Source organism: Streptomyces sp. NBC_00620 (assembly GCF_026341825.1).
Lineage (GTDB): Bacteria > Actinomycetota > Actinomycetes > Streptomycetales > Streptomycetaceae > Streptomyces.
Genome location: NZ_JAPENY010000002.1, coordinates 445,168 through 467,142 on the forward strand (window position 1 = coordinate 445,168; position 21,975 = coordinate 467,142).

The 21,975-nt window shown below is 71.5% G+C and carries 19 protein-coding genes and 1 pseudogene; 11 read left to right on the top strand and 9 right to left on the bottom strand.

The features are described 5' to 3' along the window. Nucleotides 1–54 precede the first annotated feature (54 nt). The 7 genes from OG246_RS21175 (at nt 55) to OG246_RS21205 (ending at nt 8,306) form a co-directional block, all read left to right on the top strand. Nucleotides 55–1,176 (top strand): peptidoglycan recognition family protein, encoded by a 1,122-nt coding sequence (locus OG246_RS21175; RefSeq protein ID WP_266465617.1) that lies wholly within the window; start codon nt 55–57, stop codon nt 1,174–1,176. A gap of 76 nt (nt 1,177–1,252) precedes the next feature. Next, nucleotides 1,253–1,984 (top strand): hypothetical protein, encoded by a 732-nt coding sequence (locus OG246_RS21180; protein ID WP_266465619.1) that lies wholly within the window; start codon nt 1,253–1,255, stop codon nt 1,982–1,984. A gap of 564 nt (nt 1,985–2,548) precedes the next feature. After that, a complete protein-coding gene (locus tag OG246_RS21185) occupies nt 2,549–4,420 on the top strand; it encodes an FUSC family protein (protein ID WP_266465622.1) in 1,872 nt (623 codons plus the stop codon). A gap of 86 nt (nt 4,421–4,506) precedes the next feature. Then, nucleotides 4,507–5,916, top strand: coding sequence for an amidohydrolase (locus OG246_RS21190; RefSeq protein WP_266465625.1), 1,410 nt, complete (start codon nt 4,507–4,509; stop codon nt 5,914–5,916). Nucleotides 5,917–5,959: 43 nt separating this feature from the next. After that, entirely contained in the window at nt 5,960–7,144 is a 1,185-nt protein-coding gene (locus OG246_RS21195) for a cytochrome P450 (protein ID WP_266465628.1), read from the top strand. Between the two features lie 133 nt (nt 7,145–7,277). After that, on the top strand, nt 7,278–7,964 hold the full coding sequence (locus OG246_RS21200) for a DUF899 domain-containing protein (RefSeq protein ID WP_266465631.1): 687 nt from the start codon (nt 7,278–7,280) through the stop codon (nt 7,962–7,964). 168 nt (nt 7,965–8,132) lie between these two features. After that, on the top strand, nt 8,133–8,306 hold the full coding sequence (locus OG246_RS21205) for a hypothetical protein (RefSeq protein ID WP_266465633.1): 174 nt from the start codon (nt 8,133–8,135) through the stop codon (nt 8,304–8,306). A 94-nt stretch (nt 8,307–8,400) separates the two neighbouring features. On the opposite strand, the gene OG246_RS21210 is transcribed toward OG246_RS21205, so the two are convergent. The 3 genes from OG246_RS21210 to OG246_RS21220 all read right to left on the bottom strand — a co-directional run bounded on the left by OG246_RS21210 (nt 8,401) and on the right by OG246_RS21220 (nt 11,630). Beyond that, a complete protein-coding gene (locus tag OG246_RS21210; RefSeq protein ID WP_266470773.1) occupies nt 8,401–10,263 on the bottom strand; it encodes an ABC transporter ATP-binding protein in 1,863 nt (620 codons plus the stop codon). A gap of 252 nt (nt 10,264–10,515) precedes the next feature. After that, the gene (locus tag OG246_RS21215) at nt 10,516–10,890 is read right to left on the bottom strand and encodes a hypothetical protein (protein WP_266470775.1); all 375 of its coding nucleotides are present in this window, start codon (nt 10,888–10,890) and stop codon (nt 10,516–10,518) included. Nucleotides 10,891–10,958: 68 nt separating this feature from the next. Continuing rightward, nucleotides 10,959–11,630, bottom strand: coding sequence for an ATP-binding protein (locus tag OG246_RS21220; RefSeq protein WP_266465636.1), 672 nt, complete (start codon nt 11,628–11,630; stop codon nt 10,959–10,961). Between the two features lie 201 nt (nt 11,631–11,831). Between OG246_RS21220 and OG246_RS21225 the strand changes: the two genes are divergently transcribed. The 3 genes and pseudogenes from OG246_RS21225 to OG246_RS21235 all read left to right on the top strand — a co-directional run. Continuing rightward, nucleotides 11,832–12,692: a helix-turn-helix transcriptional regulator gene (locus tag OG246_RS21225; protein ID WP_266465640.1), complete on the top strand. Its 861-nt coding sequence runs from the start codon at nt 11,832–11,834 to the stop codon at nt 12,690–12,692. Beyond that, nucleotides 12,693–12,956: a DUF397 domain-containing protein gene (locus tag OG246_RS21230; RefSeq protein WP_266465642.1), complete on the top strand. Its 264-nt coding sequence runs from the start codon at nt 12,693–12,695 to the stop codon at nt 12,954–12,956. Between the two features lie 93 nt (nt 12,957–13,049). Then, nucleotides 13,050–13,133 (top strand): annotated as a pseudogene (locus OG246_RS21235) (SAM-dependent methyltransferase); the annotation flags it as partial. A 39-nt stretch (nt 13,134–13,172) separates the two neighbouring features. Here the strand turns inward: OG246_RS21235 and OG246_RS21240 are convergent. The 4 genes from OG246_RS21240 to OG246_RS21255 form a co-directional block, all read right to left on the bottom strand. Continuing rightward, complete coding sequence (locus OG246_RS21240) at nt 13,173–13,877, bottom strand: sulfur transferase domain-containing protein (protein WP_266465645.1); 705 nt, start codon at nt 13,875–13,877, stop codon at nt 13,173–13,175. A gap of 106 nt (nt 13,878–13,983) precedes the next feature. Then, the gene (locus OG246_RS21245) at nt 13,984–14,943 is read right to left on the bottom strand and encodes a hypothetical protein (protein ID WP_266465648.1); all 960 of its coding nucleotides are present in this window, start codon (nt 14,941–14,943) and stop codon (nt 13,984–13,986) included. Then, nucleotides 14,940–17,369 (bottom strand): PEP/pyruvate-binding domain-containing protein, encoded by a 2,430-nt coding sequence (locus OG246_RS21250; RefSeq protein ID WP_266465651.1) that lies wholly within the window; start codon nt 17,367–17,369, stop codon nt 14,940–14,942. Before OG246_RS21250 ends, OG246_RS21245 begins: the two co-directional genes overlap by 4 nt. Before the next feature lie 244 nt (nt 17,370–17,613). Next, nucleotides 17,614–19,023, bottom strand: coding sequence for a PLP-dependent aminotransferase family protein (locus OG246_RS21255; RefSeq protein WP_266465655.1), 1,410 nt, complete (start codon nt 19,021–19,023; stop codon nt 17,614–17,616). 47 nt (nt 19,024–19,070) lie between these two features. Here OG246_RS21255 and OG246_RS21260 point away from each other — a divergent pair, with 47 nt between their 5' ends. Continuing rightward, nucleotides 19,071–19,577: a carboxymuconolactone decarboxylase family protein gene (locus tag OG246_RS21260; RefSeq protein ID WP_266465658.1), complete on the top strand. Its 507-nt coding sequence runs from the start codon at nt 19,071–19,073 to the stop codon at nt 19,575–19,577. A 9-nt stretch (nt 19,578–19,586) separates the two neighbouring features. Here the strand turns inward: OG246_RS21260 and OG246_RS21265 are convergent, their stop codons facing one another. After that, the gene (locus OG246_RS21265; protein ID WP_266465661.1) at nt 19,587–21,077 is read right to left on the bottom strand and encodes a glutamate synthase subunit beta; all 1,491 of its coding nucleotides are present in this window, start codon (nt 21,075–21,077) and stop codon (nt 19,587–19,589) included. A gap of 146 nt (nt 21,078–21,223) precedes the next feature. Continuing rightward, entirely contained in the window at nt 21,224–21,703 is a 480-nt protein-coding gene (locus OG246_RS21270; RefSeq protein ID WP_266465664.1) for a DUF1772 domain-containing protein, read from the bottom strand. Nucleotides 21,704–21,975 lie beyond the last annotated feature (272 nt).

Below are 21,975 nucleotides of genomic sequence, written 5' to 3' on the forward strand. Positions count from 1 at the left end.
ATCCGGAGCCGTAGGCTCCGTCGAGTCTCCAAGGAACCTCGAAGGACGCCTCCCATGACTGTTCCCCCCACCTCCCACCGCGCCCGGTCCCGTGTCACACGGCGCGGGTTGATCGGCGCCGCGGGCGCGGTCGCGGCAGGCGCCGCGCTCACGCCCGTCGTGATGGCGAACACCACGCCCGACGCCACGGACTCGGGTGCCGCCGAGGCCGGTACGAACTCCGAGACCTTCCCCAGGACCCGCGCCAAGGCGGCCACCGGCGAAGGGCCCGTAGAGGCGGCTTTCCCCATCGGTTACGTGGGTGTGAGCTGGGCCGATACGAGTGAAACCGCGGGCGGCGGCATCCGGCTGACCAACGCCGACGGAGGCAAGGGCACCTGGAAGTCCCTGAGCGGCAGCGGCTGTTCGGGCAGCAACGGCGGCGCGCTGCTCATCCCCGCCGACCAGGCTTCCGGATATGAGCTGAAGGCACCGGACGGCGCGAGCGGTCTGCGCTCGCTGGCCCTCGACACCACGCAGGGCCCGCGGCGCGAGGTCGCCGTACCGAAGGACACGACCCGCGTGCGGGGCGTCGCCTATCTGTCGCGCGCGGCCTGGGGCGCGGACGAGTCGCTGCGCTTCAAGGCGGACGGTACGGAGAACTCGCCGACGGTGTACTACCCGTTCCAGACGCTCACGGTCCACCACACCGACACCCCCAACGGCGACCCGGACCCGGCCGCCACGGTGCGCGCGATCTACCAGTTCCACGCGGTCACCAACGACTGGGGCGACATCGGCTACCACTTCCTCATCGACGAGAAGGGCCGTATCTACGAGGGCCGTTACTCGGGCGACGACGGCATCCCCGCGCACGACGCCGACGGCAAGCTCGTCACCGCCTTCCACGTGGGCGGCTTCAACTCGGGCAACCTCGGCATCGCCCTCCTCGGCACCCTGGTCGACCAGGGCCCCACCGAAGCCGCCCGCACGGCCCTCACCCGCCTGACCCGAGTCCTGACCCGCCTCCACGGCGTCGACCCCAAGGCCCAGGTCACGTACACCAACCCGGTCAACGCCACCAAGAAGGACGTCCCCGAAATCAGCGGCCACCGCGACTGGATGGAGACGGACTGCCCGGGCGGGACGATGTACGGGGAGCTCGCGGCGCTGCGGGAGGCGGTGGCCGGGAGCTGACACCGGGACATGCCCCCGGGCCCGACGCCGAATAATCGTTCGAGAAGGTCCTGTTGGCGCTGATACCGTCACCGACGTGGCGAAACTCAATCAGATCATCGCAGTGGAGAAGGGCATCAAGTCCAAGTCCCATCAGGACCTGACGTCCGCTCATCATGGGCTGCAGAAGCCCGCGTTGCTGGCCGGCATCTCGCGGACGTACCAGCCGAAGGACGAGGAGGGCGAGCAGTTGCCGCCCGAGTCGACTCGGGTGCAGGTGCAGGCCGAGGACGTGCTGCGGGAGACCGCGGGGACGCTGACGCGGCTGTTCGATGTGACCGCCACCAAGGACTGGGCGAACTGCACGGCGCGCGCGGATGTGAAGGTCGACGGGCGGGTGCTCGTCGCCGAGGTGCCCGTGTCGTATCTGCTGTTCCTCGAGAAGCAGCTCACCGACCTCAACACGTTTGTGCGGAAGCTGCCCGTCCTCGACGCCTCCGAGTCGTGGGTGCAGGATCCCTCCACCGATGCGTGGAAGACCGAGCCCGTGCGGACGCTTCGTACGAAGAAGGTGCCCCGAAACCACGTCAAGGCCGAGGCTACCGAGAAGCATCCCGCTCAGGTCGAGGTGTACTACGAGGACATACCCGTCGGGTACTGGACGACCGTGAAGTTCTCCGGCGCCCTGCCCGCCCGGCGCGTCAACGAACTCCTCGGCCGCGTCGAGAAGTTGCAGCAGGCCGTCAAGTTCGCCCGCGAGGAGGCGAACGGCGTGGACGTCGTCGACCAGCACGTCGGCGACTCCGTGTTCGGCTACCTGTTCGGGTAGCCTCCAGAACTCCCGGCCAATGCACCACGGCCGGGGTGCGCGAGGAGCGCAAAGCTGAAGCTGAAGCTTGTCGTGATGAGCGGTCGTACCCACCAAAGCAGTAAAGGGCGGACCGCGGTCAATCTCAGACTCTTGCTCCAGACTCAGTATTCGCCGCCCATCGCCGGATCGACCGGGCCCAGGCCCCGGACGTCGAAATGCCGGTTCAAGTCCGGCCCGCACAGCTCGATGTGCGGTGGTCCAAAGGCAGGACGCGGCGACATGACGACTGACCTGGGTCCTCAAGCGTGCCGGCGTGTGAATTGGGTGGCATCACAGGGTCCGGGGGCCGGCTACGCCCTCGGGCCCGCTCCCGTTTTTGCGTACATCGGCCATGGACGCCGGTCGCGTGCATCGGCTTCGTACAGGGGTTGCGTTCATAAAGAACGCGCCCTCCACGCGAAGCGTCACCTCGCCGAAACACTTGCGTTCCATTCCCTCCAGTAACTCGATCTACCGTAGGCACCACAACAGCCCGGCCGATGTCGCCCGAAGGCGCCCCCGCCCTCGCCCGACAGGAGCCCCGTGCCACTCCCCAGCGTCGCCCTGCCGCCCTGGCTCGCCCATGCCCTGCGCGCCCAGCGGGGACCCGTTCCCTGGAGCGCGGTCGTCCGGGGTGCGCTGGCGGCCGGGCCGCTGCTGCTCGTGGCGGTGGTCGCCGGGCAGCCGTCCGTCGGAGTGGTCGCGGCGCTCGGGGCCATGCTCGCCGGGATCAACGACCGGCCCGGGAGCCGGCGGGCCGCCGTCAGGAGGATTGGGGTGCCCGGCCTCGCGGGGGCCGGAGGGCTGCTCGTCGGGTCGTACGCCGGAGAGCATGTCGGGGCGGTGACCCTCACCCTGTTCCTCACTGTTCTCGGGCTCGTCGCGGGCGGCATGAGCGCCGTCGGGCCCGTCGCCTCCGGGGCCGGCACGCAGTTGCTCGTGGCCTGCGCCATCGGGGCCGGGATGCCGCTGCCCGAACCCGGGTGGCAGCGCGCGCTGTTCTACCTCGCCGGCGCCGGGTGGCTCATCGCGCTGCGGCTCGCGCTGCCGACGACCGCGGTCACTGCCGGTGACTACCGGTTCGACGGGGAGCGGGACGCCGTCGGCGCCGTGTACGACGCGATCGCCGAGCTGCTGATCGCCGCAGGGGGGACGGACGCGACCGCTCGCAGGGTCGCGCTGACCGCCGCGCTCGACCACGCGCAGGACGCGCTCGCCGGGCCCCGGCTGCGGCGGTACGCCAGCTCCGGGGCCGAGCGGCGGCTGCATGCGCAGTACGCCGCCGCGCTGCCGCTCGCCGAGGCCGCGACCGCGCTCGCCTGGGTGGGAGAGGCGGTGCCCGCGCGGGCCGCGGAAGGACCCCGGCGGCTCGCCACCGCCGTACGGACCGGCGCGCACACCGGACCACTGCCCGCGCCCTCCCGCTCCGCGCCCGCCCTGCGCGCCCTCGACGACGCGCTGCTGCACGCCGCCGACGCCTTCGACGGGGGCGGCACCGGAAGGAACCTGCACACCCGGCGTCGTACCGCCCTGTCCCTCGCGCGCACCGCCTTCGGCGCGGGAGGGCGTGAGTACGGGCTCCGGGTCGCCCTCTGCTTCGGCGCGAGCGCGGGCGTGGCGCAGGCCCTGCACCACGCCCAGTGGTACGGGAACCACTCCCACTGGTACTGGCTCCCCGCGACCGCCGTCTTCCTCGTCAAGCCCGACCTCGGGCCGCTCGCCTCGCGGGTGCTGTGCCGGGCGGCGGGGACCGTCCTTGGCGCCATCGTCTTCGCGGGGCTCGCCGCACTGCTGCCCAGGCCCGCCGGGCTGGTCGCCGTCGTGGCCGTATGCGGCGCCCTGATCCCCGTCGCCACACGGCACTTCGCGGCGCAGACCGCCGTCGTCACCGTTCTCGTGCTCGCCCTCGTCATGGTGGCGGGGGAGCCGCCGGCCGCCTGGAGCCGCATCGGCGAGACGCTGCTGGCCTGCGCGATCGTGCTGCTCGTCGGGCATCTGCCGGCGCTCGGGCAGCGCGGAGGGACGGTACGGGCCCGGCTCGCCCGCGCCGTGGAGGCGGCGGACGCCTACCTCGCGCATGTGCTGAACGAAGGCACGACGGACGACAAGGCCGGCCGCTGGGCCCTGCGCCGCGAGGCCTATCGCGCGCTCGCCGAGGCCCGTGCCGCGATCGACCTCGCCGCCGCCGAACTCCCCGCCCTCGCACGGCACGCGGAGGGCACGGACGAGGTGGCGGCCACCCTCGAACGACTCGTCGACACGACGACGGCGTGCGCGGTCCAGCTCGACGACAACGGGCGGCTCACGCCCCGCCACACCGAGCGGATCGTCGAACTCCTCCACGAACTGGCCGAGGGGCGGGCGCGGGCGGGGCTTCGTGTGAAGCAGGGGTCCGAGGTGCCCGTCGCTGTGTGACGGTCGTGGCTGGTGCGGCCACCGGCTCGGTACCGGATCCGCCCTTCATGTCCCCCGGCGCCACGACACCGTCGTACGGTGACGCAATGACGCCGTCTCCCGCGACTCCGTCCCCGGCCTCTTCCGGGCAAGGCCCCTCCTCCGCGCAGGGCCCCGCGGATCTCCTCATCACCGGATGCACCGCCCTCGTGCACGACGACCACGAGGGGATCGCCTTCGTCGAGGACGCCTCGATCGTCGTACGAGGAGGGGTCATCGAGGCCGTCACCGGCGGCGCGTCCGCCGTGGACGCCGTCGAGCGCATCGACGCCCGTGGCCAGGTGGCGATGCCCGGCCTCATCAACTGTCATACGCACTCGCCGATGGTCGCGTTGCGCGGCATCGCCGAGGATCTGCCCGCCGAGGAGTGGTTCAACGACTTCATCTGGCCGATCGAGTCCAACCTCACCGCCCGGGACGTTGAGTTGGGGGCACGGCTCGCCTGCGCCGAGATGATCCGCGGCGGGGTCACCTGCTTCGCCGACCACTACTTCTCGATGGACACCGTCGCCGCCGTGGTGGCGGAGAGCGGGCTGCGCGCGCATCTGGGGGAAGCGTTCTTCTCCTCGGGAGGTCCCGAAGGCCGGGAAAAGTCACTGGAGTTCGCGCTGCGGCACCGCGGATCGGCCGACGGCCGCATCACCACCGCCCTCGCCCCGCACGCCCCGTACACCGTGGACGACGCCGACCTCGCCGCGACCGCCGAACTCGCCCGCGCGCATGGCCTTCCCGTACACCTCCACGCCTCCGAGAGCCGCGACCAGACCGACAACAGCCTTGCCCGGCACGGCCGTACACCCATCGAGATCCTGGAGCGGACCGGGATCCTCGGCACCGGCACCAGTGTGCTCATCGCGCACGGCACCGGCATCATCGAGCGCGACCTGCCGGTGCTGGAGCGCGCGGCGGCAGCGGGATCCGTTGCCGTCGCGACCGCGCCCCGCGGGTACTTGAAGTTCGCGTGGGGGCCGACGCCGGTGCGCGCCCTGCGTGAGATCGGTGTTCCCGTCGGGCTCGCCACGGACGGCGCCGCCTCCAACAACTCCCTGGACGTGTGGGAGTCCATGGCGCTCACCTCACTCGTCCAGAAGTCGACCGAGGGCGACCCGCGATGGCTGACATCACGTCAAGCCCTGCACCACGCGACGCTCCAGAGCGCGCGGGCCGTCGGTCTCGGCGAGCGGGTCGGAAGCCTCGCGCCGGGGCGGCGGGCCGACATCATCCTGGTGGATCTCACCGGGCCGCACACCCAGCCGGTGCACGACCTCGCGGCCACGCTCGTGCACAGCGCCCGCGCCGGCGACGTACGGACGACGATCGTCGACGGCCGGGTGCTGATGCGGGATCGCGAACTGCTCACACTCGATCTGCCGTCCACCGTCAGGGAGTTGGGGGAGCGGCTGCCCGCCTTGATCGACCGCAGTCACGGGAAGCGGATCCAGGAGTACGACACCTGATCCGGGGCCACGACACCTGATCGACATTGCCTAGGGTGGAGCCATGTCCACCCCACAGGACCCCGCAGCGGGCCTCATCGACAACCCGTACGCCGTCTACGACCGCCTCCGTGACACCGCGCCCGTGCACCGCATCGCCGGTACCGACGGCAACCCCGCCTGGCTCGTCACGCGGTACGACGACGTACGCGAGGCCCTCGCGAACCCGCTGCTCTCACTCGACAAGCGGCATGCGCTGCCCGGGAGTTACCAGGGGCTGGCACTGCCGCCCGCCCTCGACGCCAACCTCCTGAACATGGACCCGCCCGATCACACCCGCATCCGGCGCATGGTCGTACGGGCCTTCACACCGCGCCGGATCGAGCAACTGCGCACGCCCGTCAGAGAAACCGCCGACCGGCTCCTCAACGAGCTCGGAACACACGGCGCGACGGACCTCGTCGCCGCGTACGCCGCGCCTCTTCCCATCACCGTCATCTGCGATCTGCTCGGGATTCCGGACGAGCACCGCCGGGACTTCCGGGTCTGGACGGACGTGCTCGTCGCACCCGACCCGGCTCGTCCGTCGGCGGCGAAGGAAGCGGTCGTGGCCATGCTCGGGTTCTTCACCCAACTCCTCGCGGCCAAGCGGAAAGAGCCCGCGGACGACCTGCTCTCGGATCTGATCGCGGTACGGGACGAGGGCGACCGGCTCACCGAGGACGAGCTGATGTCGCTCGTCTTCCTCATCCTGTTCGCCGGGTACGAGAACACGGTGCAGCTCATCGGCAACGCCGTCCTCGGGCTGCTCACCCACCCCGACCAGCTGGCCGCGCTGCGAGCGAACCCGGACCGACTCCCGGCCGCCGTCGAGGAGTTCGCCCGCCACGAAGGGCCCGGGCTGCTCGCCATCCGGCGCTTCCCCGTCGAGGACGTGACGATCGGGGGCGTCACCGTTGCCGCGGGCGAGACCGTCCTGCTGTCCCTGTCCGCCGCCAACCGGGACCCGAGCCGCTTTCCCGACCCCGGCCGGCTCGACCTCGGCCGCGACGCCTCCGGCCATCTCGCGCTCGGTCACGGCATCCACTACTGCCTGGGCGCGCCGCTGGCCCGCCTGGAGACGGAGATCGCCCTGTCCGCGCTCCTGGAACGCCTCCCGGATCTCGCCCTCGACGCCGACCCGGCCGAGCTGCGGTGGCGGCCCTCCCTGCGCGCCCGCGGCCTGCTCGTGCTTCCGGTGACGTACTGACGCCGTGACGTACTGATGCTGAGTGACGTACTGATGCCGGGAAACCGGTCCAGAAAATTCTGCGTTCCGCCGATGAGTTCCGCTCCTCCCTCCGGTCCACCCACAGAAGGCACAGGTTTCATAGGAGGGGCACATGACGCTTCCGCAGATCGTTTCGCGCGACGAGTGGCGCGCCGCGCGCGAAGAACTGCTGGCCAAGGAGAAGGCCGCCACGCGTGCGCGGGACGCGCTCAACGCGGAGCGGCGCGGGCTGCCGATGGTCGAGGTCGACAAGGAGTACGTGTTCGAGGGCGGCGACGGGAAGGCGACACTGCTCGACCTCTTCGACGGACGCCACCAACTCGTCGTCTACCACTTCATGTTCGCGCCGGAGTGGGCCGCCGGCTGCCGCAGCTGCTCGGCGTTCCTCGACCAGATCGGGCACCTCGCGCATCTGCGGGCCAGGGATACGGAATTCGCCGCCGTCTCCCGTGCACCGCACACGAAAATCCTGCCCTTCAAGGCGCGCATGGGCTGGACGGTGCCGTGGTACTCGTCGTACGACAACGAGTTCAACTACGACTACCAGGCATCCTTCGGCGGTGAAGAGCCCTACGAGCGGCCGGGGATGAGCTGTTTCCTGCGGGAGCGTGACCGTGTCTTCCACACGTACTCGACGTACGAACGCGGACTCGACGGGCTCGGCTCCACGACCAGCCTGCTGGACCTCACCGCGCTGGGACGGCAGGAGGAGTGGGAGGAGCCCAGGGGGCGCTCATCGGCGCTGGGAGCACCCGCGGGCAGTGAACGGATCCGGTACCACGACGAGTACGCGGACTGATGCGCGTACCCCTCGCCGCATTCGCAAAAGGTGTGAACGGGCCGATAACGCCCTCACATCGAACCTGCGACGAAGTGTCGACTACGTCTCAGTACCGTCACTTTGCGAGCCGTTCACCCCATGGAGGGCGTTTAACTCTACGAGAGCAGCGCTACGTGGAGGTACAAGGTGAACGGGCGAACGGTGCTGGAGCGCTTCCCCGCAGGTGGGCCGCGTGGGTCCTGGCCCGCGGAGGAGTTCGCGCAGGCGCGTCGCAAGGAGGGCCAGGCCGTGGAAGTGGTCATGGATCTCTCGACGGACGCGTTCTTGGTGGTCTTGCGTGTCGGCGACCTCGTCGAGTGAGGTCGGGGGCTGGCCGGGGCTTCCTCCCCGTCACTGACCTGCGGCTGCCCGGGGCTTTCTCCCCGGCGGATCGACCTGCGGCCTCGCCGGTGGGTCAACCGGCCTCCCTGGTGGTCACCTTCGCGGTGAACTGCCCCGCCTGGAGCGAGTACAGCTCCGCATAGACGCCGCCCGTGGCCAGGAGTTCGTCCGGGCTGCCGGACTCCACGAGACGGCCCTGGTCGAGGACGTGCACGAGATCGGCGTGGCGCACGGACGCCAGCCGGTGCGTGATCAGGATGACGGTCTGGCCGGTGCCCGCCAGCGCCCTGATCTTCTCGAAGACCTCCAGCTCGGCCCGGGCGTCGAGCGCCGCCGTCGGTTCGTCCACGATCAGGATGGCGCCGCGCCGGTACGCGGCCCGCGCGATGCCGAGCCGCTGCCACTGCCCGCCCGACAGCTCGTGACCGCCGCTGAAGCCGCGGGCGAGAAGCGTGTCGAGGCCGCGGGGCAGATCCGCGACGACGTCCTCCGCCCCCGCCTCGGCCACCGATGAGGCGAGCCGCTCGTCCGTCAGTGGCGCCGAGGTGCGGCCGACCGCGACGTTGACGCGGGCCGTGAACGGCCACCGTTTGAAGTCCTGCGCCACCATCGCGATGCGCTCGGCGAGTTGATGCCGATCGGCGGTCGCCGCGTCGACGTCGTCCCACAGGATCCGGCCGCGCTGGGGCGCGTACAGGCCCGCGAGCAGTTTCACCAGCGTGGTCTTGCCCGAGCCGTTCTCCCCGACCAGCGCCACGATCTTGCCGAGCGGCACGTTCAGGGTCACATCCGCGAGCGCGGGCCGGGTCGAGGTGCCCGGATAGGTGAACGTGACGTTCTCGAAGCGTATTTCGCGCGGATCGTCGGGCAGCGGCTCGCCGCCCACGGGGATCGCGCGCTCGGCCGCCTCGACGTACAGGCGCTGCAGGTCGCCCACGAACAGGCCGTCCTCGTGGAGGGAGTTGATCTCCAGGACGAGTGTGCCGAGGCTCGCGGAGCCGGTGCGGATCGCGATCACCGCCGTACCGGCGACGGAGAGTGCCATCGCGCCGGCGAGCAGCAGTCCGCCGAGGGTCGCGTACGTTGCCACGGTGGCGAGGCCGGTCCAGGCCGCCGCGATCAGGCCGGTGCGCGCGGAAAGCCGGGCCAGGCGCGCCTGTTCGGCCTCGGCGGACTCCGACATCGAGCGGTAGTGGCGCAACAGGAACGGACCGACGCCGTGTACGCGGATCTCCGGAGCCGCAGCGGGCTCGGTGAGCAGGTTGCTGATCAGACGCCCGGCGCGGATGTGCTGCACCCAGGTGTGGAACGACTCGTAGTGGCGCCGGGCGTTCGTCAGCGCGCTCCACGCGCTCGGCAGCGTCATCGTCACGAGCAGCGGAAGCAGCGCGGGATGCAGCACGGTCAGGACACCCGCCGCCGCGCACAGCGAGATGATCGCGTTCACGACCCGGGCGGCGATCGTGATCATGCGGCGGGCGGAGTGGGCGCCGTACTGCGCGGTGTCCAGCAGCTTGTGGAAGGCGTCGTCCTCGATCGCGGCCAGCTCCACGGCCGCCGCCCGTTCCAGATACAGCTCGGTCGCGACCCGCTCGACCTTCGGCTCCAGCCGCCCGGTCGCATACGTCGACGCGGCCCGCAGCAGCGCCGCGAGCAGCATCACGACGGCGACGGTGATCAGCGCCGGGAGCGCCCCGCGCAACCGGTCCTCGACCGGGCCGCTCGCCATCAGCCGCCCCAGCACACTGTTGACGGCCAGCAGACTCACCGCCTGCGCCGCGCCGCGGGCCAGTTCGGCGCCCAGCACGATACGGGCGGCGCGGCGGTCCGCCTTCCAGGCGAGCCGGAAACTGGACGCGAGCAGGGACGGCAGCCGCGTCATCATGGCGCGGAAGTTCAACTCCAGGAACGCGTCGGCGTGTTGGGACCAGCCCATGTCGTAGCGGAGCGGGCCGCCGAAGAGCAGGTGCTCCGATTCGGACGGTGCCGGTTTGTCGTCGTCCCGCTTGCCGCGCCGTGCTGTTTTCCTCGCGGACTTTCTCACCGTTGGCCTCCCCCGGAGTGGACGAACGGTGCATTCCCCCGGAACGGGGCGCTCCACCCAGGGCGGCCGCAGAGGTTCGAGGCAACCGGCGCACTTCGGATGCCGGCGCATTCGGATACGCCGGTGAGACTCGGCCGGGGGGACCTACGCGCTGATCGGACGCGACCAGACGGGTGTAGTTCCCGTCACCTGGCACACGGCCAGATAGAGGGGGATCGGCGGGGTGTAAGGAACGGTGCCGGCGGGCTTGTGGATGAGCCCGGGGGTGTGGGGCGCGTCGGGTACGACCGCGCCCGTGGCGTAGTGCGCGGGCGCCGGCCACTCCAGGGCGACGTCGGAGTCGGAGGGCACGATCCACCACCAGCTCGCCCGGTCGGCGTAGACACAGCCCACGCGGGGCAGTCGCGGCAGCAGCAGCGGTCCGAAGCGGGCGGGCACCGACACCGCGTCGCACCCCAGCGGCACTGTCATGCCCTCGGGCACGGGGAGACGTCTGAGCGGCCCGGACGCCTGCTGCATGCGCTTGAGGCGGACGAGTGTGTCCAGGCTCAGGACCTCAGCCCGGGGCCCCGCGACCGACGTACCCCTCACAACACCATCCCCCAGCATGCTTCCGTCCCGGCGCCCCGGCCGTCGGCCGGAGGCTTCTTCGCGCTCCACCCGAGGTCGGAGCGGGGCTCGGTGGCCGCGTCACGCCGACTGGTCGAACGTCCGTTCGGTGAGTGCTCCAGCTCCGCCCAGACCAGCAGCCCGGGGCCCGTTTCCTGAGCCCCCCAGGCTCTGCACATGGCCTCGACGAGGAGCAATCCCCTCCCGTGCTCCTCCTCGGGCCGCTGGGACGAGGGGCGCGGCTCACCCGGGGCGCAGCCCTCGTCACGTACGGCTATCCGCACCAGGTCGTCTTCGTGGTGCAGCTCGCAGACGACCCGCTCACCGGCGGTGTGCACGATCGCGTTGGTGACCAGCTCGGAGATGACGAGGGTCGCCGTGTCGCAGGTGTCCTCGCACACCGCCCAGCCGGACAGCCAGGCGTCGGTCAGACGTCTGGCCCGGGCCACGGAGCCCGGGTGCGCGGCCAGCTCAAAGCGGAACCGGCGCTCGGCGGCCAGGCCGGAGCGGGGCCCGGCGGCGGCACGGAGACCGGATCGGTCCTCGATGGCGGCACCGGGACCAAGCTGGTCCTGGGCGGCGGCGCCGGGACCGCAGCGGTCCTCGGCGGCGTCTGTTCCTAACGGCACGGACGGAGTCACGCTTGCCACTATCGCCCCGCCGTGAACACTTGGCAAGAGCCACTATGAAAAATGCAGAGTGCTGTGTGACTCCGTGAAGGCGCGTGGCACACTGCTCGCAACAGCACGCCGAGCGGCGCCAGTTGGGATCGTGGAACGGACCCCGAACGGCGCCGTCCGGACTGTCAGGACCCTGTGAACCGACTGTGAGGCACCCTGTGGAGGTGGGACGTGAGTGAACCGCGGTCCGCGCCGACGGTCGGCCAGGTCGTTCTCGGCCGACGCCTGCTTGACCTGCGGGAACGCGCGGGTCTCAAGCGTGAGGAAGCCGCGCGTGTGCTGCGCGTCGCGCCCGCCACGGTCCGCCGCATGGAGATGGCCGAGGTCTCCCTCAAAATTCCCTACCTCCAGCTCCTCCTGAAGTCGTACGGCGTCTCGGACGAAGAGGCCGAGGGCTTCGTGCTTCTGGCCGAGGAGGCCAACAAACCGGGCTGGTGGCAGCGGTTCCACGACATCCTGCCGGGCTGGTTCTCGATGTACGTCAGCCTGGAGGGCGCCGCGGCCCTGATCAGGCAGTACGAACCCCATTTCGTGCCCGGCATCCTGCAGACCGAGGAGTACGCGCGTGGCGTCCTGAAGGCGGGCGCCATCGGCCAGACGAGACCCGAGGACATCGAGCGGCATGTGGCGCTGCGCATGCAACGCCAGGATCTGCTCACCCGCGCGGACGCCCCGCGGATCTGGGCCGTGATGGACGAGACGGCCCTGCGCCGCCCCATCGGCGGCCCCGAGGTGATGCGCGCCCAGGTCGACAAGCTGCTCCAGGCCACGAAGCTGCCCAACCTGACGCTGCAGGTGATCCCGTTCTCCTCGGGACCGCACCCCGGCACGTACGGGCCCTTCGTGCTCTTCCGTTTTGCCGTGCCGGAACTCCCGGACATGGTCTACAGCGAGTACCTGACCGGCGCCGTCTATCTGGACGCGCGCTCAGAGGTGGCGACCCACCTCGAGGTCATGGACCGCATGGCGGCTCAGGCCGCTACTGCACATCGCACGAAGGAGATCCTCCGGGATCTCCGCAAGGAGCTGTGAATGGAACGCATCAGGCCGCGGATACGCAACGCGCGCATCTACAACGGAATGCCCGCCCGCGAACTGGGCAGCGAGGGCTGGCACAAGCCGTGGAGCGGTGGCAACGGAGGCAACTGCCTGGAGGCGATGAAGCTCGCGGACGGGCGCATCGCGGTACGCCAGTCGGCGGATCCGGACGGACCCGCCCTGATCTACACGCCCGGCGAGATGACCGCGTTCATCCAGGGGGCGAAAGCGGGGGAGGCGGACTTCCTACTGTCCTGATCCGATTGCGCTCCTCTGCTTACTGCTGTCTCAACTCCCTAATCTTGGTGCCGACTTGAACACCCACTACAGCTTGGACTTACGGAGACCGTCATGACCGGGCAGGGCCCCGTCGAGATCGACACGAGCAAGCCGCATCCCGCGCGGATGTACGACTGGTTCCTCGGCGGCAAGGACTGGTCGGGAGCCGGCTCCGCATGCGGCGCGTGACTGGAGCTAGAGCCAACTCCACATGCGGCGTGGTGCGTCCACCAGGCGGCTGATCGCGATCACCGGGAACGGCGGCTGGTCCGCGCGGCCCGGGCCGAGACTCAGCCCGTAGTAGATCTGCTCGATCGACGGCGGTCCGACCGCGAGATTGCGCCGGACCGCCGCCGGAGGCGACTGCTGTCCGGTCCGTACGAGATACGCCGCGGCCATCGCCCCCGTACGGCCGACCCCCGCACCGCAGTGCACGAACACCGGCCCCGATGCCTCGCCGACCACATGGAGGAAGAGCTCCACCTGGCCGGGTGTCGGGGTCTGTCCGTCACGGACGGGCAGCCGTACGACATCGAGTCCGGCCCTGTGGGGACCGGCCAGCTGGGCCGCTGTGAGGTCCTCGGCGCGCAGGTCGACGACCGTGGTGACGCCGAGGCGCGCGAGCGCCCGATATCCCTCGGGGGAGGGTGCGGCCCCCCGCCACAACTTCCCCTGCTTGCCGACGGGTTGGAAGTGGTGGATGCCCTGCACCGAGTGCGTCCCTTCGGGTGCCGGGGTCTCCTCGCGGGCCCAGTACGACAGCGCCAGGACCCCGAGCGCGCCGGTGGCCCACAGGGCGAGATAGCCGAGGGTGACTCCGGCGAGGTACCGCAGGATCGTCCTGCGCAACCGGCGTGTGGGCAGGGTGGGATGGGGCGGGGGTGCGGCGACGACAGCCATGGGCGACCCGGTGATCGGGGACGATGGGCGCGTTCGCATCGTAACCCGGGCCGGTGATATGGGCGTTGTGCGCGCGGGCACTGTGCTCGCCGGTAGTGGCCCGGGCTCAGTCGTCGTCCGCGTCCGTGTCTCCGATGCCGACGACCGTGAGGTGGGTCCGGTCGAGGCTCGCGTCCTCCAGACAGCCGGTCAGCCTCATACGGTCGTGGTCGGTGAGCGCGGGCCGCACGACACCGGCGTACAGGCCGTCGCCCAGGCTGCCGAGGGTGGCCCGGCTCAGTGGCACGGACGTCGAGTCCCGGCAGCGTTCCCAGAGTTGGTGTGCCGCGAGGGTGCCCCGCTCCGCGGTCATGTCCTTGCCGCGCATGTCGATCCGGACGAGTACGGAGGTCGCCTCGGAGTCGTTCCCGTGCTCCTCGCGGGTCTGGGTGAGCTCGGCGAGGGCGCCCACGAGCGCGGTGAGCAGGACGGCACCTACGACACCTGCGACGACCAGGCGGACGGTCCGGCCCCGGTCGCGCCGGGCGCCGATCGGCGGCAGGTCGTCCAGATCGGTGTTCCCGGCCGCATCCGGCGCGGCCAGGATCGCCAACCGCCCGGCGAGCCGCCGCTCGGCCGACGGCCGTGCCGTGACCGACGCGATCCGCTGCACCAGCCACGCGAGCCCGGACAGCAGCACGCCGGTGACCATGAGCACGGGCACGAAGACGTACGAGTGGCTGCTGGGGTCGTCCAGCCATCGGAACCGGTCGTTCGACGGTTCTCTCTGGCGTAGCCGGGCCAGTACGTCCTCCTGCCGCGACCCGCCCGACGCGCCCTGTCGGTGGAGTCGGGCGAACGCGTCCTCCTGGCGCCGGTCGGTCTCGCGCATCCGCTCCTCGATCCGCTCCTCGATCCGCGAAAGCCGTCCGAGCAGCACGATCCCGAGCAGCATCACCTCGACGACGAGCAGCAACACCCCGCAGAGAATGGCCCGTTGCCACTGCCACCGGTACAGGTAGACGACGACATACACGCCCGCGCCCGCGGCGGCCGAGCCTCCGAAGAGGTAGGCGACGCGCCTCATCGCGCGGCTCCCGACACCTGGCCGGTCATCAGATGTACGTCACCGGTGGTGCCGTCGACCGTGAGGCGGGAGCCCGGCCGGAACCGGTGCACCGCATCGTCCGCGCCGACGACCGTGGGCAGGCCGAACTCCCTTGCCAGCACGGCAAGATGGGACAGCGGACTGCCCGTCTGGGCGACCAGTCCCGCGAGACCCGGCAGGAGCGGCGCGAGCGCCGGGTCGAGGGTGCGTACGACGAGGACGGCGTCCGGCGGGCGGGGCCCGATGCCGTCCCAGGCGGTACCGGCGGCGCGTCCGCCGGCCACCCCGCGCGCCCCGCCGCCGGTCCGCCGTCGTTCGGCGACGACCACCCCGCCGTCGGCCAGCCGGAACGCGTCGGGGAGTGGGGCGGACACGGACCGGGGGAGCCGCTCCTCCACGTCCCCCGGCAGCCGTGCGCCCTCCAGCGCCGCGACGAACTCCTCCCACCGCAGCAGCCCGACGCGCCCCGCATCGCTCAGCCCACCGCGCACCGTCAGCCTCAGCGCCCCCTCACACACCAGCCGCACCTGCAACTCCTGCACCCAGCGGATCCGGAGACGGAGGGCCTCACGCGGGGGGAGCGGGCCGGGGGAGGTGCGGCGGAGGGCGGTCACGAGGGTGGGACTGGCGCTGTACGGCGTGGAGGCGGGGGCGCGATGGCTTGGTCCGGCTTCCTCGGCCGTGCGATGGCTTGGTCCGGCTACCTCGGCCGCGCGCCGCAGGACCTCGTCACCAGGGCCCGGCCGGGTCTCGTCCCGCAGGACTTGCCGGGTCCCAGTCTCGTCACCCGTGCCCGTCCGAGCCCCGATCGCGTGCCCCGCGCCCTGCTGGGGCCTGATCAGGTCTCCCGCGCCCTGCCGGGGCCCGATCGCGTCTCCCGTACCCTGCCGGGTCCCGGCCTCGCCCCCCAGCCCCCCGGGCAGGCGCAACTCACCCCGCAGGCTGGGCGCCACGAGCGCCAGGACAACCGGCTCCGCGGCCACGATCCGGTTGTCCGGGACGCCCCGGGCGCGGGATTCCGCGAGGGCGACGAGGGCGGTGCCTGCCGCCGTGGTCGTGCGGTTCTCCGGGAGCAGGGCCCCGGCCAGGGCTTCCTGGGCGTGCAGGGAGACCAGGGTGGTGCGGGTCCAGCGGAGGGCGGCGACGAGGGCCGGCCCGGGGAGTTCGGCAGGCCGCGGGGTCTCGGTGAGCCGCCGGTCGACATCCGCGACGAGGTCCGTCGCCAGGCCCGGGAGCGCCACAGTCAGACGGCCCACCCGCCAGGCCGCACCGAGACGGCGGGCGCCGGGCGCCGGGTTGAGGAACGCCAGCCGGCGGTGCATCGCGGGTACGACCCCGAGCAGCCGCAGATCCGCGGCGGCGCGTCCCCCGACCGCCGTGACGACCGGCACCGCCCGCAGCTGCCGCCGTGGCGCGCTGCCCCCGATGTCGAGCGCGGCGGCGAGCCCGCGCGCCATGGGCGCCAGCCACAGATCCTCCTCCAGCGGCTCCAACTGCCCCGGCAGCGTCTCCGCCACCGGCCCGGGCCCGAGCAGCCGCGCCCGGCGCGCGGGCCGGGCCGCCATCGCCGTGATCGGGCGGCTCTGGAACAGCCACAGGCGCCCGTCACCGTCGAAGCCGAACTCGATGTCCTGAGGGCCGCCGAAGACGCGCCGGGCGCGCCGTGCGAGCCGGGCCAGACGGCGCAACTGGGCGGAGCTGAGCGGAGGTTCGTCCTCAGGAGAGGTACCGCTCGGCGGTTCCGTCCGAAGGGCCCGGCCCCATCGGTTCAACGAGTAGTTCGTGCCGGGCTGTTCACCGCTGACCAGCGTGTCGGGGCCGCCCCGCACCGCGCTCACCAGCATCCGGTCGGCCCGCCCCTCGACCGGATCCGCCCCGAAGAGAACACCTCCGACACGGGCCCTCAGCATCGGCTGCACGAGCACCGCCATCGGCGCGGTGCTCCCGTCGGACCGGTGAGCCGAGTCGAGAACGGTCCGTATCGCCGTACGGAAGTCCCGCCAGCCGCGTACGTCGAGCACAGAGGCGAACTGGCCCGCCAGGGACGACTCCTGCGTGTCCTCCTGCGGAGAGGAGGACCGTACGACGAGGGGCCGGGCACCACCACCGGAGAGCTCGTGCCAGGCGCGGCGGAGGGCGGCGGGATCACCCGAGGTCTCGGAGATGCCGGAGATGTCGGAGACACCGGAGGCTTCGTACGGAACCACGAACCCGGGAAGCACCGGCAGTCCGGCGCGCGCCGCCCGCGCGAGATGCGCGGCCTTGGAACCTGCGAACTGGGGGAGTGCTGCGGTGGGTTGATCCAAGGGGACGGCGTCGAGGCCGCGCGCCGCGCGCGCACTCCCGCCCCTGAGCTCTTCCCCGTCGCGCGCCCCGTCTTCATGCCGTTCATCGAGCGTTGTCATCGCTCACCCTCCAGGACCGACCGTCAACAGGGGGGACGCGCGGGGGTGGCCCTGCGCCTGACGACGGAACGAAGGATGGGGGCGGGCCACCGTCATGACCGGTTCACGGCCGCGACAGCAACACGCCTCCTACGTTCAATGATCCCACCGTGGTTGGTTTGTATGTCAGTTGGAGGTCACTTTCTGGCCAGCGACGACCGGCGGCGGGCAGTGGTGGTGGGCGGCGGCCGGTGAGCCCGGGTCGTCATCCCGGTGGCAGCACCCCGCACAACGCGTCAAGTGCCGCCCCATAGGCATGCTCGGCCGGCGTCGCGTACCCGACGACAAGGCCGTCCGGCGCCGACATCACCGCCCGCGGATGCCGGAACTCGCTCAGCCCGTCGAGCGCGACGCCCTGCCAGACCGCGGCCTTGACCGCCGACTGCTCGGTCCCCGGCGGCAGTCGCAGCACCGCGTGCAGCCCGGCCGCGATGCCGGTGATCTCGATGTGCGGGGCCCGTGCGGCGAGCGCGGCGACGAGACGGTCACGGCGCCCCCGGTACCGCTGCCGCATGCGCCGCACATGACGGTCGTACGACCCGGACGTGATGAAGTCGGCGAGCGCGAGCTGCTCGGGTACGCCCGCCCATGCCTCCCGCTCGCCCTTGACCGCGAGCACGGCGTCGACGTACCGCTCCGGAAGGACCATCCAGCCGAGCCGCAGCGCGGGCGACAGGCTCTTGCTGACCGAGCCGATGTGGATGACCCGCTCCGGGTCAAGGCCCTGCACGGCGCCGACCGGCTTGCGGTCGTAGCGGAACTCCCCGTCGTAGTCGTCCTCCAGGATCACGCCGCCACGCGCGCGTGCCCAGTCGATCACGGCGGCACGCCGTTCGGGGTGCAGCGGTCCGCCGGTCGGGAACTGGTGCGCGGGCGTGAGCAGTACGGCCCTCTCCCGGCCCAACTCGCCGACCTGGGCGCCGTCTTCGTCCAGAGGCAGCGGCACGGTCCGTACGGACGCGGCGGTCAGCAGCTCGCGGTGGAAGCCGAGGCCGTACGACTCGACGGCCAGCGGGCCCCGTAGCACCGCGGGAAAGAGCAGCCGCAGGGCATGCGCGAAACCGGAGCAGATCACGATCCGCCCGGGTTCCGTGCGCACGCCACGCGCGCGTGCCAGGTACTCGGCGAGCGCGTGACGCAGTTCGACGCGGCCCGCCGGATCGCCGGGCCCGAAGGCCTCGTTGGGCGCCTGCTGGAGGGCCCGCCGGTAGGACGCGAGCCAGGCGGTGCGCGGGAACGACGACGCGTCCGGCGTGCCCTGCCGCAGGTCGTGCAGAGGTCCACGCGCGCGTGGAGGTGCCTTTTTCGGTACGCGCGCGGGGGCGCCCAGTGCTTCGGCGCGCTCCGCGACCCGCGTGCCCGAGCCCTGCCGGGCGGTCAGCCAGCCCTCGGCGACGAGCTCGGCGTACGCGTCCGCGACCGTGTTGCGCGCGACGCCCAGGTCGGCCGCGAGCGAGCGGTACGGCGGCAGCCGGGTGCCCGGCGTGAGCCTGCCGCTGCGTACGGCCTCACGCAGGGCGCGGATCAGCGCGGCCCGGCGCCCGCCGGACCCGGCCATCTCCAGGTGCAGGTCAGCACCGATCCGCTCGGCCGAATTGACCCATGTTTCTGCCACAGAAATGCACCCTACAGCGGGTCTTTCGGGCCCGTAGATTCATGGTCATGACGACGAACACGAACACGAACATCGCTGAGGCTGCCGGAACCGCCGTGGCCGAAAACGGCCGCCTCGACTTCGCGAAGTCCGCGCCGAAGGTCTTCCGGGCCCTCATCGGTTTCGACGCGGCGGCCCGCGAGGGGCTCGACCCCGCCCTCGTCGAGCTCATCCAGATCCGTGCCTCGCACCTCAACCACTGCGCGTACTGCCTCCACATGCACACCAATGACGCCCGCAAGGCCGGCGAGAGCGAGGACCGGCTGCACCTGGTCGCGGTGTGGCGCGAGGCCCGCCACTTCTTCACGGAGAAGGAACGCGCCGCCCTCGCCCTCACGGAGGCGGTCACCCTGGTCGCCGACGGAGGCGTCCCGGACGACGTCTACGCACAGGCCGCCGCGGTCTTCGACGACCAGGAACTGGCCCACGTCCTGGCCCTGATCCTCACGATCAACACCTGGAACCGGGTGGCGCTGTCGACGGCGAAGGTGGCGGGCACGGACGGGCGTGCCTGACAGATGTGCCTACACCGCCATGGGCCGGTCGTACGGCCCGATGGGCGCCGGCAGTCGCGAGTCGCCGCCCGTCAGCCTGCGGTCCACCGCGGCCGCCACCGCGCGGCCCTCGGCGATGGCCCACACGATGAGGGACTGGCCGCGGGCCGCGTCCCCGGCTGCGTACACCCCGGGGACGTTGGTCGCGAACTCCGCGTCACGGGTGATCGTGCCGCGCGGATCGAGGGCGATCCCCAACTGGTCGATCAGGCCGTCGTGGCGGTCGGGCCCGGAGAAGCCGAGCGCGAGCAGCACCAGGTCGGCGGGGAGCGTCCGCGCGGAACCGGGGACCGGGCGGCGCCCGGCGTCCACCTCGACGAGATGCAGCGAGCGCACATGCCCGGCAGCGTCCCCGGTGAAGCGGAGCGTGGACGCCGCGAAGAGCCGCGCGTCCGCGTCCGCCGCGGGCGCCGTCTCCAGCGCACCGGCCTCCTCGTGCGCGGCCGAGAGCCGGTAGATCTTCGGATACGTCGGCCAGGGCTCGGCGTCCTCGTCGCGCTCCGCCTCCGGCTGCGCGTAGATGTCGAGCTGGGTCACGGACGCCGCGCCCTCACGCACGGCGGTCCCCAGACAGTCGGCGCCGGTGTCCCCGCCGCCGACGATGACGACATGCTTGCCGGCGGCGGACAGCGGAGACGTCTCCAGGTCGCCTTCGCACACCCGGTCGGCGAGCGGCAGGTACTCCATCGCCTGGTGAATACCCTGCAACTCCCGCCCTGGTACGGGTAGTTCGCGCCAGGCAGTCGCACCCACGGCGAGGATCACGGCGTCGTAGCGTGCCCGCAGCTCCGCCGCCCCGATGTCCCGCCCGACCATCGTCGACGTACGGAACTTGGTTCCCTCCGCCCGCATTTGACCGAGTCGCCGGTCCAGATGCCGCTTCTCCATCTTGAACGCCGGGATCCCGTACCGCATGAGCCCGCCGATCCGGTCGGCCCGCTCGTACACGGCGACGGTGTGCCCGGCCCGCGTCAACTGCTGCGCCGCGGCAAGCCCGGTGGGCCCCGACCCGATGACCGCGACGGTCCGCCCGGAGAGCCGGTCCGGCGGGCGGGGTGGCGTGAGACCGTCAGCCCAGGCGCGGTCGGCGATGGCGACCTCGACGTTCTTGATGGTGACCGCGGGCTGGTTGATCGCGAGCACGCAGCCCGCCTCGCACGGCGCGGGGCACAACCGCCCGGTGAACTCGGGGAAGTTGTTCGTCGCGTGCAGCCGGTCGCTCGCCGCCCGCCAGTCGTCCCGGGAGACGAGATCGTTCCACTCGGGGATCAGATTGCCCAGCGGACAGGCGTCGTGGCAGAACGGGATCCCGCAGTCCATGCAGCGGTCCGCCTGCCTGCTGATGATCGGCAGCAGCGCCCCGGGGACGTACACCTCGTTCCAGTCCCGCACCCGTTCCCCGACGGGCCGACGCGGGTACTCCTCGCGCGGTGTCGTCATGAATCCCTTGGGATCGGCCATGGCCGTCTCCCTTGCGTACGCGACGGGCACGGGGCCGCGCGGCCGTCGGACGTCTTCGGCCCACGGCCTTCGGGCGGCACTCCTTTCCCGCCACGATACGTCGCCTCCGTGGGCCCCGCCGCTCAGCTGAGGGCTCGGACGAAGACTCAGGCGAGGGCAAGGACGTACGAGATCGACGCGGCGGCCGCCGCGAACGTGCGCACGTGGTTCCACACCGTCCACTCGCGCACGTACGTGGGCCAGTACGCGGCGGCCTCCTGGCTCCCGGGGTCCATCTTGGCGAGCGCGTCGTTGCGCGGGACGTTCGCGGCGATGGTCACCCCGAAGCACCCGACCAGATACAGCGCACTCCCCAGCAGCAGTTCCACCGTCCCCTCGTCCGGCCACAGCACGAACGTGACCACCGCGATCACGGCGCACAGCAACGCCGACCCGATGAACGCCAGCATGAACGCCGGCCGCAGTACGACCACATTGATCGACTTCATCGCGGCGACCCCCTGCGCGGGCGGCAACTCGGCGAGCGCCCGCATCACGAACGTCGAGAACCCGTAGAACACCCCGGCCACCAGCCCACACCCGAGCACACCCAGCAACGTCAGCACGAAGTACGGCCCATCGATCATGTCCACTCCCACATCGACCCCGAAGTCCATCACCACAAGTGAAAACCCGTACGACGACGGTGACCATGCCTGAGCGGCGCGCGAACATACGCGAGCGTCCAGCCGACGGCACTCTCCGACGCCGGAGATCCTTCAGCCCGTCCGGCGTTTGAGGACGAGCGCGTCAGCGCGATACGGGGGTCTGGGGGCGGAGCCCCCAGGTACGGGACGGGTAGGGGCGGAGGGGGCGAAAACCTGCCTCTACCTCGGCGTGGGTGAGACATCCGGCTGGG

Bases quoted from the DNA above. Each gene is read 5' to 3' on its own strand.
- OG246_RS21190 (WP_266465625.1), top strand. From the start codon at position 4,507: ATGACGCCGTCTCCCGCGACTCCGTCCCCGGCCTCTTCCGGGCAAGGC.
- OG246_RS21265 (WP_266465661.1), bottom strand. From the start codon at position 21,077: ATGGCCGATCCCAAGGGATTCATGACGACACCGCGCGAGGAGTACCCG.
- OG246_RS21210 (WP_266470773.1), bottom strand. From the start codon at position 10,263: ATGGGCTGGTCCCAACACGCCGACGCGTTCCTGGAGTTGAACTTCCGC.
- OG246_RS21230 (WP_266465642.1), top strand. From the start codon at position 12,693: ATGGAACGCATCAGGCCGCGGATACGCAACGCGCGCATCTACAACGGA.
- OG246_RS21175 (WP_266465617.1), top strand. From the start codon at position 55: ATGACTGTTCCCCCCACCTCCCACCGCGCCCGGTCCCGTGTCACACGG.
- OG246_RS21195 (WP_266465628.1), top strand. From the start codon at position 5,960: ATGTCCACCCCACAGGACCCCGCAGCGGGCCTCATCGACAACCCGTAC.
- OG246_RS21260 (WP_266465658.1), top strand. From the start codon at position 19,071: ATGACGACGAACACGAACACGAACATCGCTGAGGCTGCCGGAACCGCC.
- OG246_RS21240 (WP_266465645.1), bottom strand. From the start codon at position 13,877: ATGGCTGTCGTCGCCGCACCCCCGCCCCATCCCACCCTGCCCACACGC.
- OG246_RS21245 (WP_266465648.1), bottom strand. From the start codon at position 14,943: ATGAGGCGCGTCGCCTACCTCTTCGGAGGCTCGGCCGCCGCGGGCGCG.
- OG246_RS21270 (WP_266465664.1), bottom strand. From the start codon at position 21,703: ATGATCGATGGGCCGTACTTCGTGCTGACGTTGCTGGGTGTGCTCGGG.
- OG246_RS21200 (WP_266465631.1), top strand. From the start codon at position 7,278: ATGACGCTTCCGCAGATCGTTTCGCGCGACGAGTGGCGCGCCGCGCGC.
- OG246_RS21215 (WP_266470775.1), bottom strand. From the start codon at position 10,890: ATGCAGCAGGCGTCCGGGCCGCTCAGACGTCTCCCCGTGCCCGAGGGC.
- OG246_RS21250 (WP_266465651.1), bottom strand. From the start codon at position 17,369: ATGACAACGCTCGATGAACGGCATGAAGACGGGGCGCGCGACGGGGAA.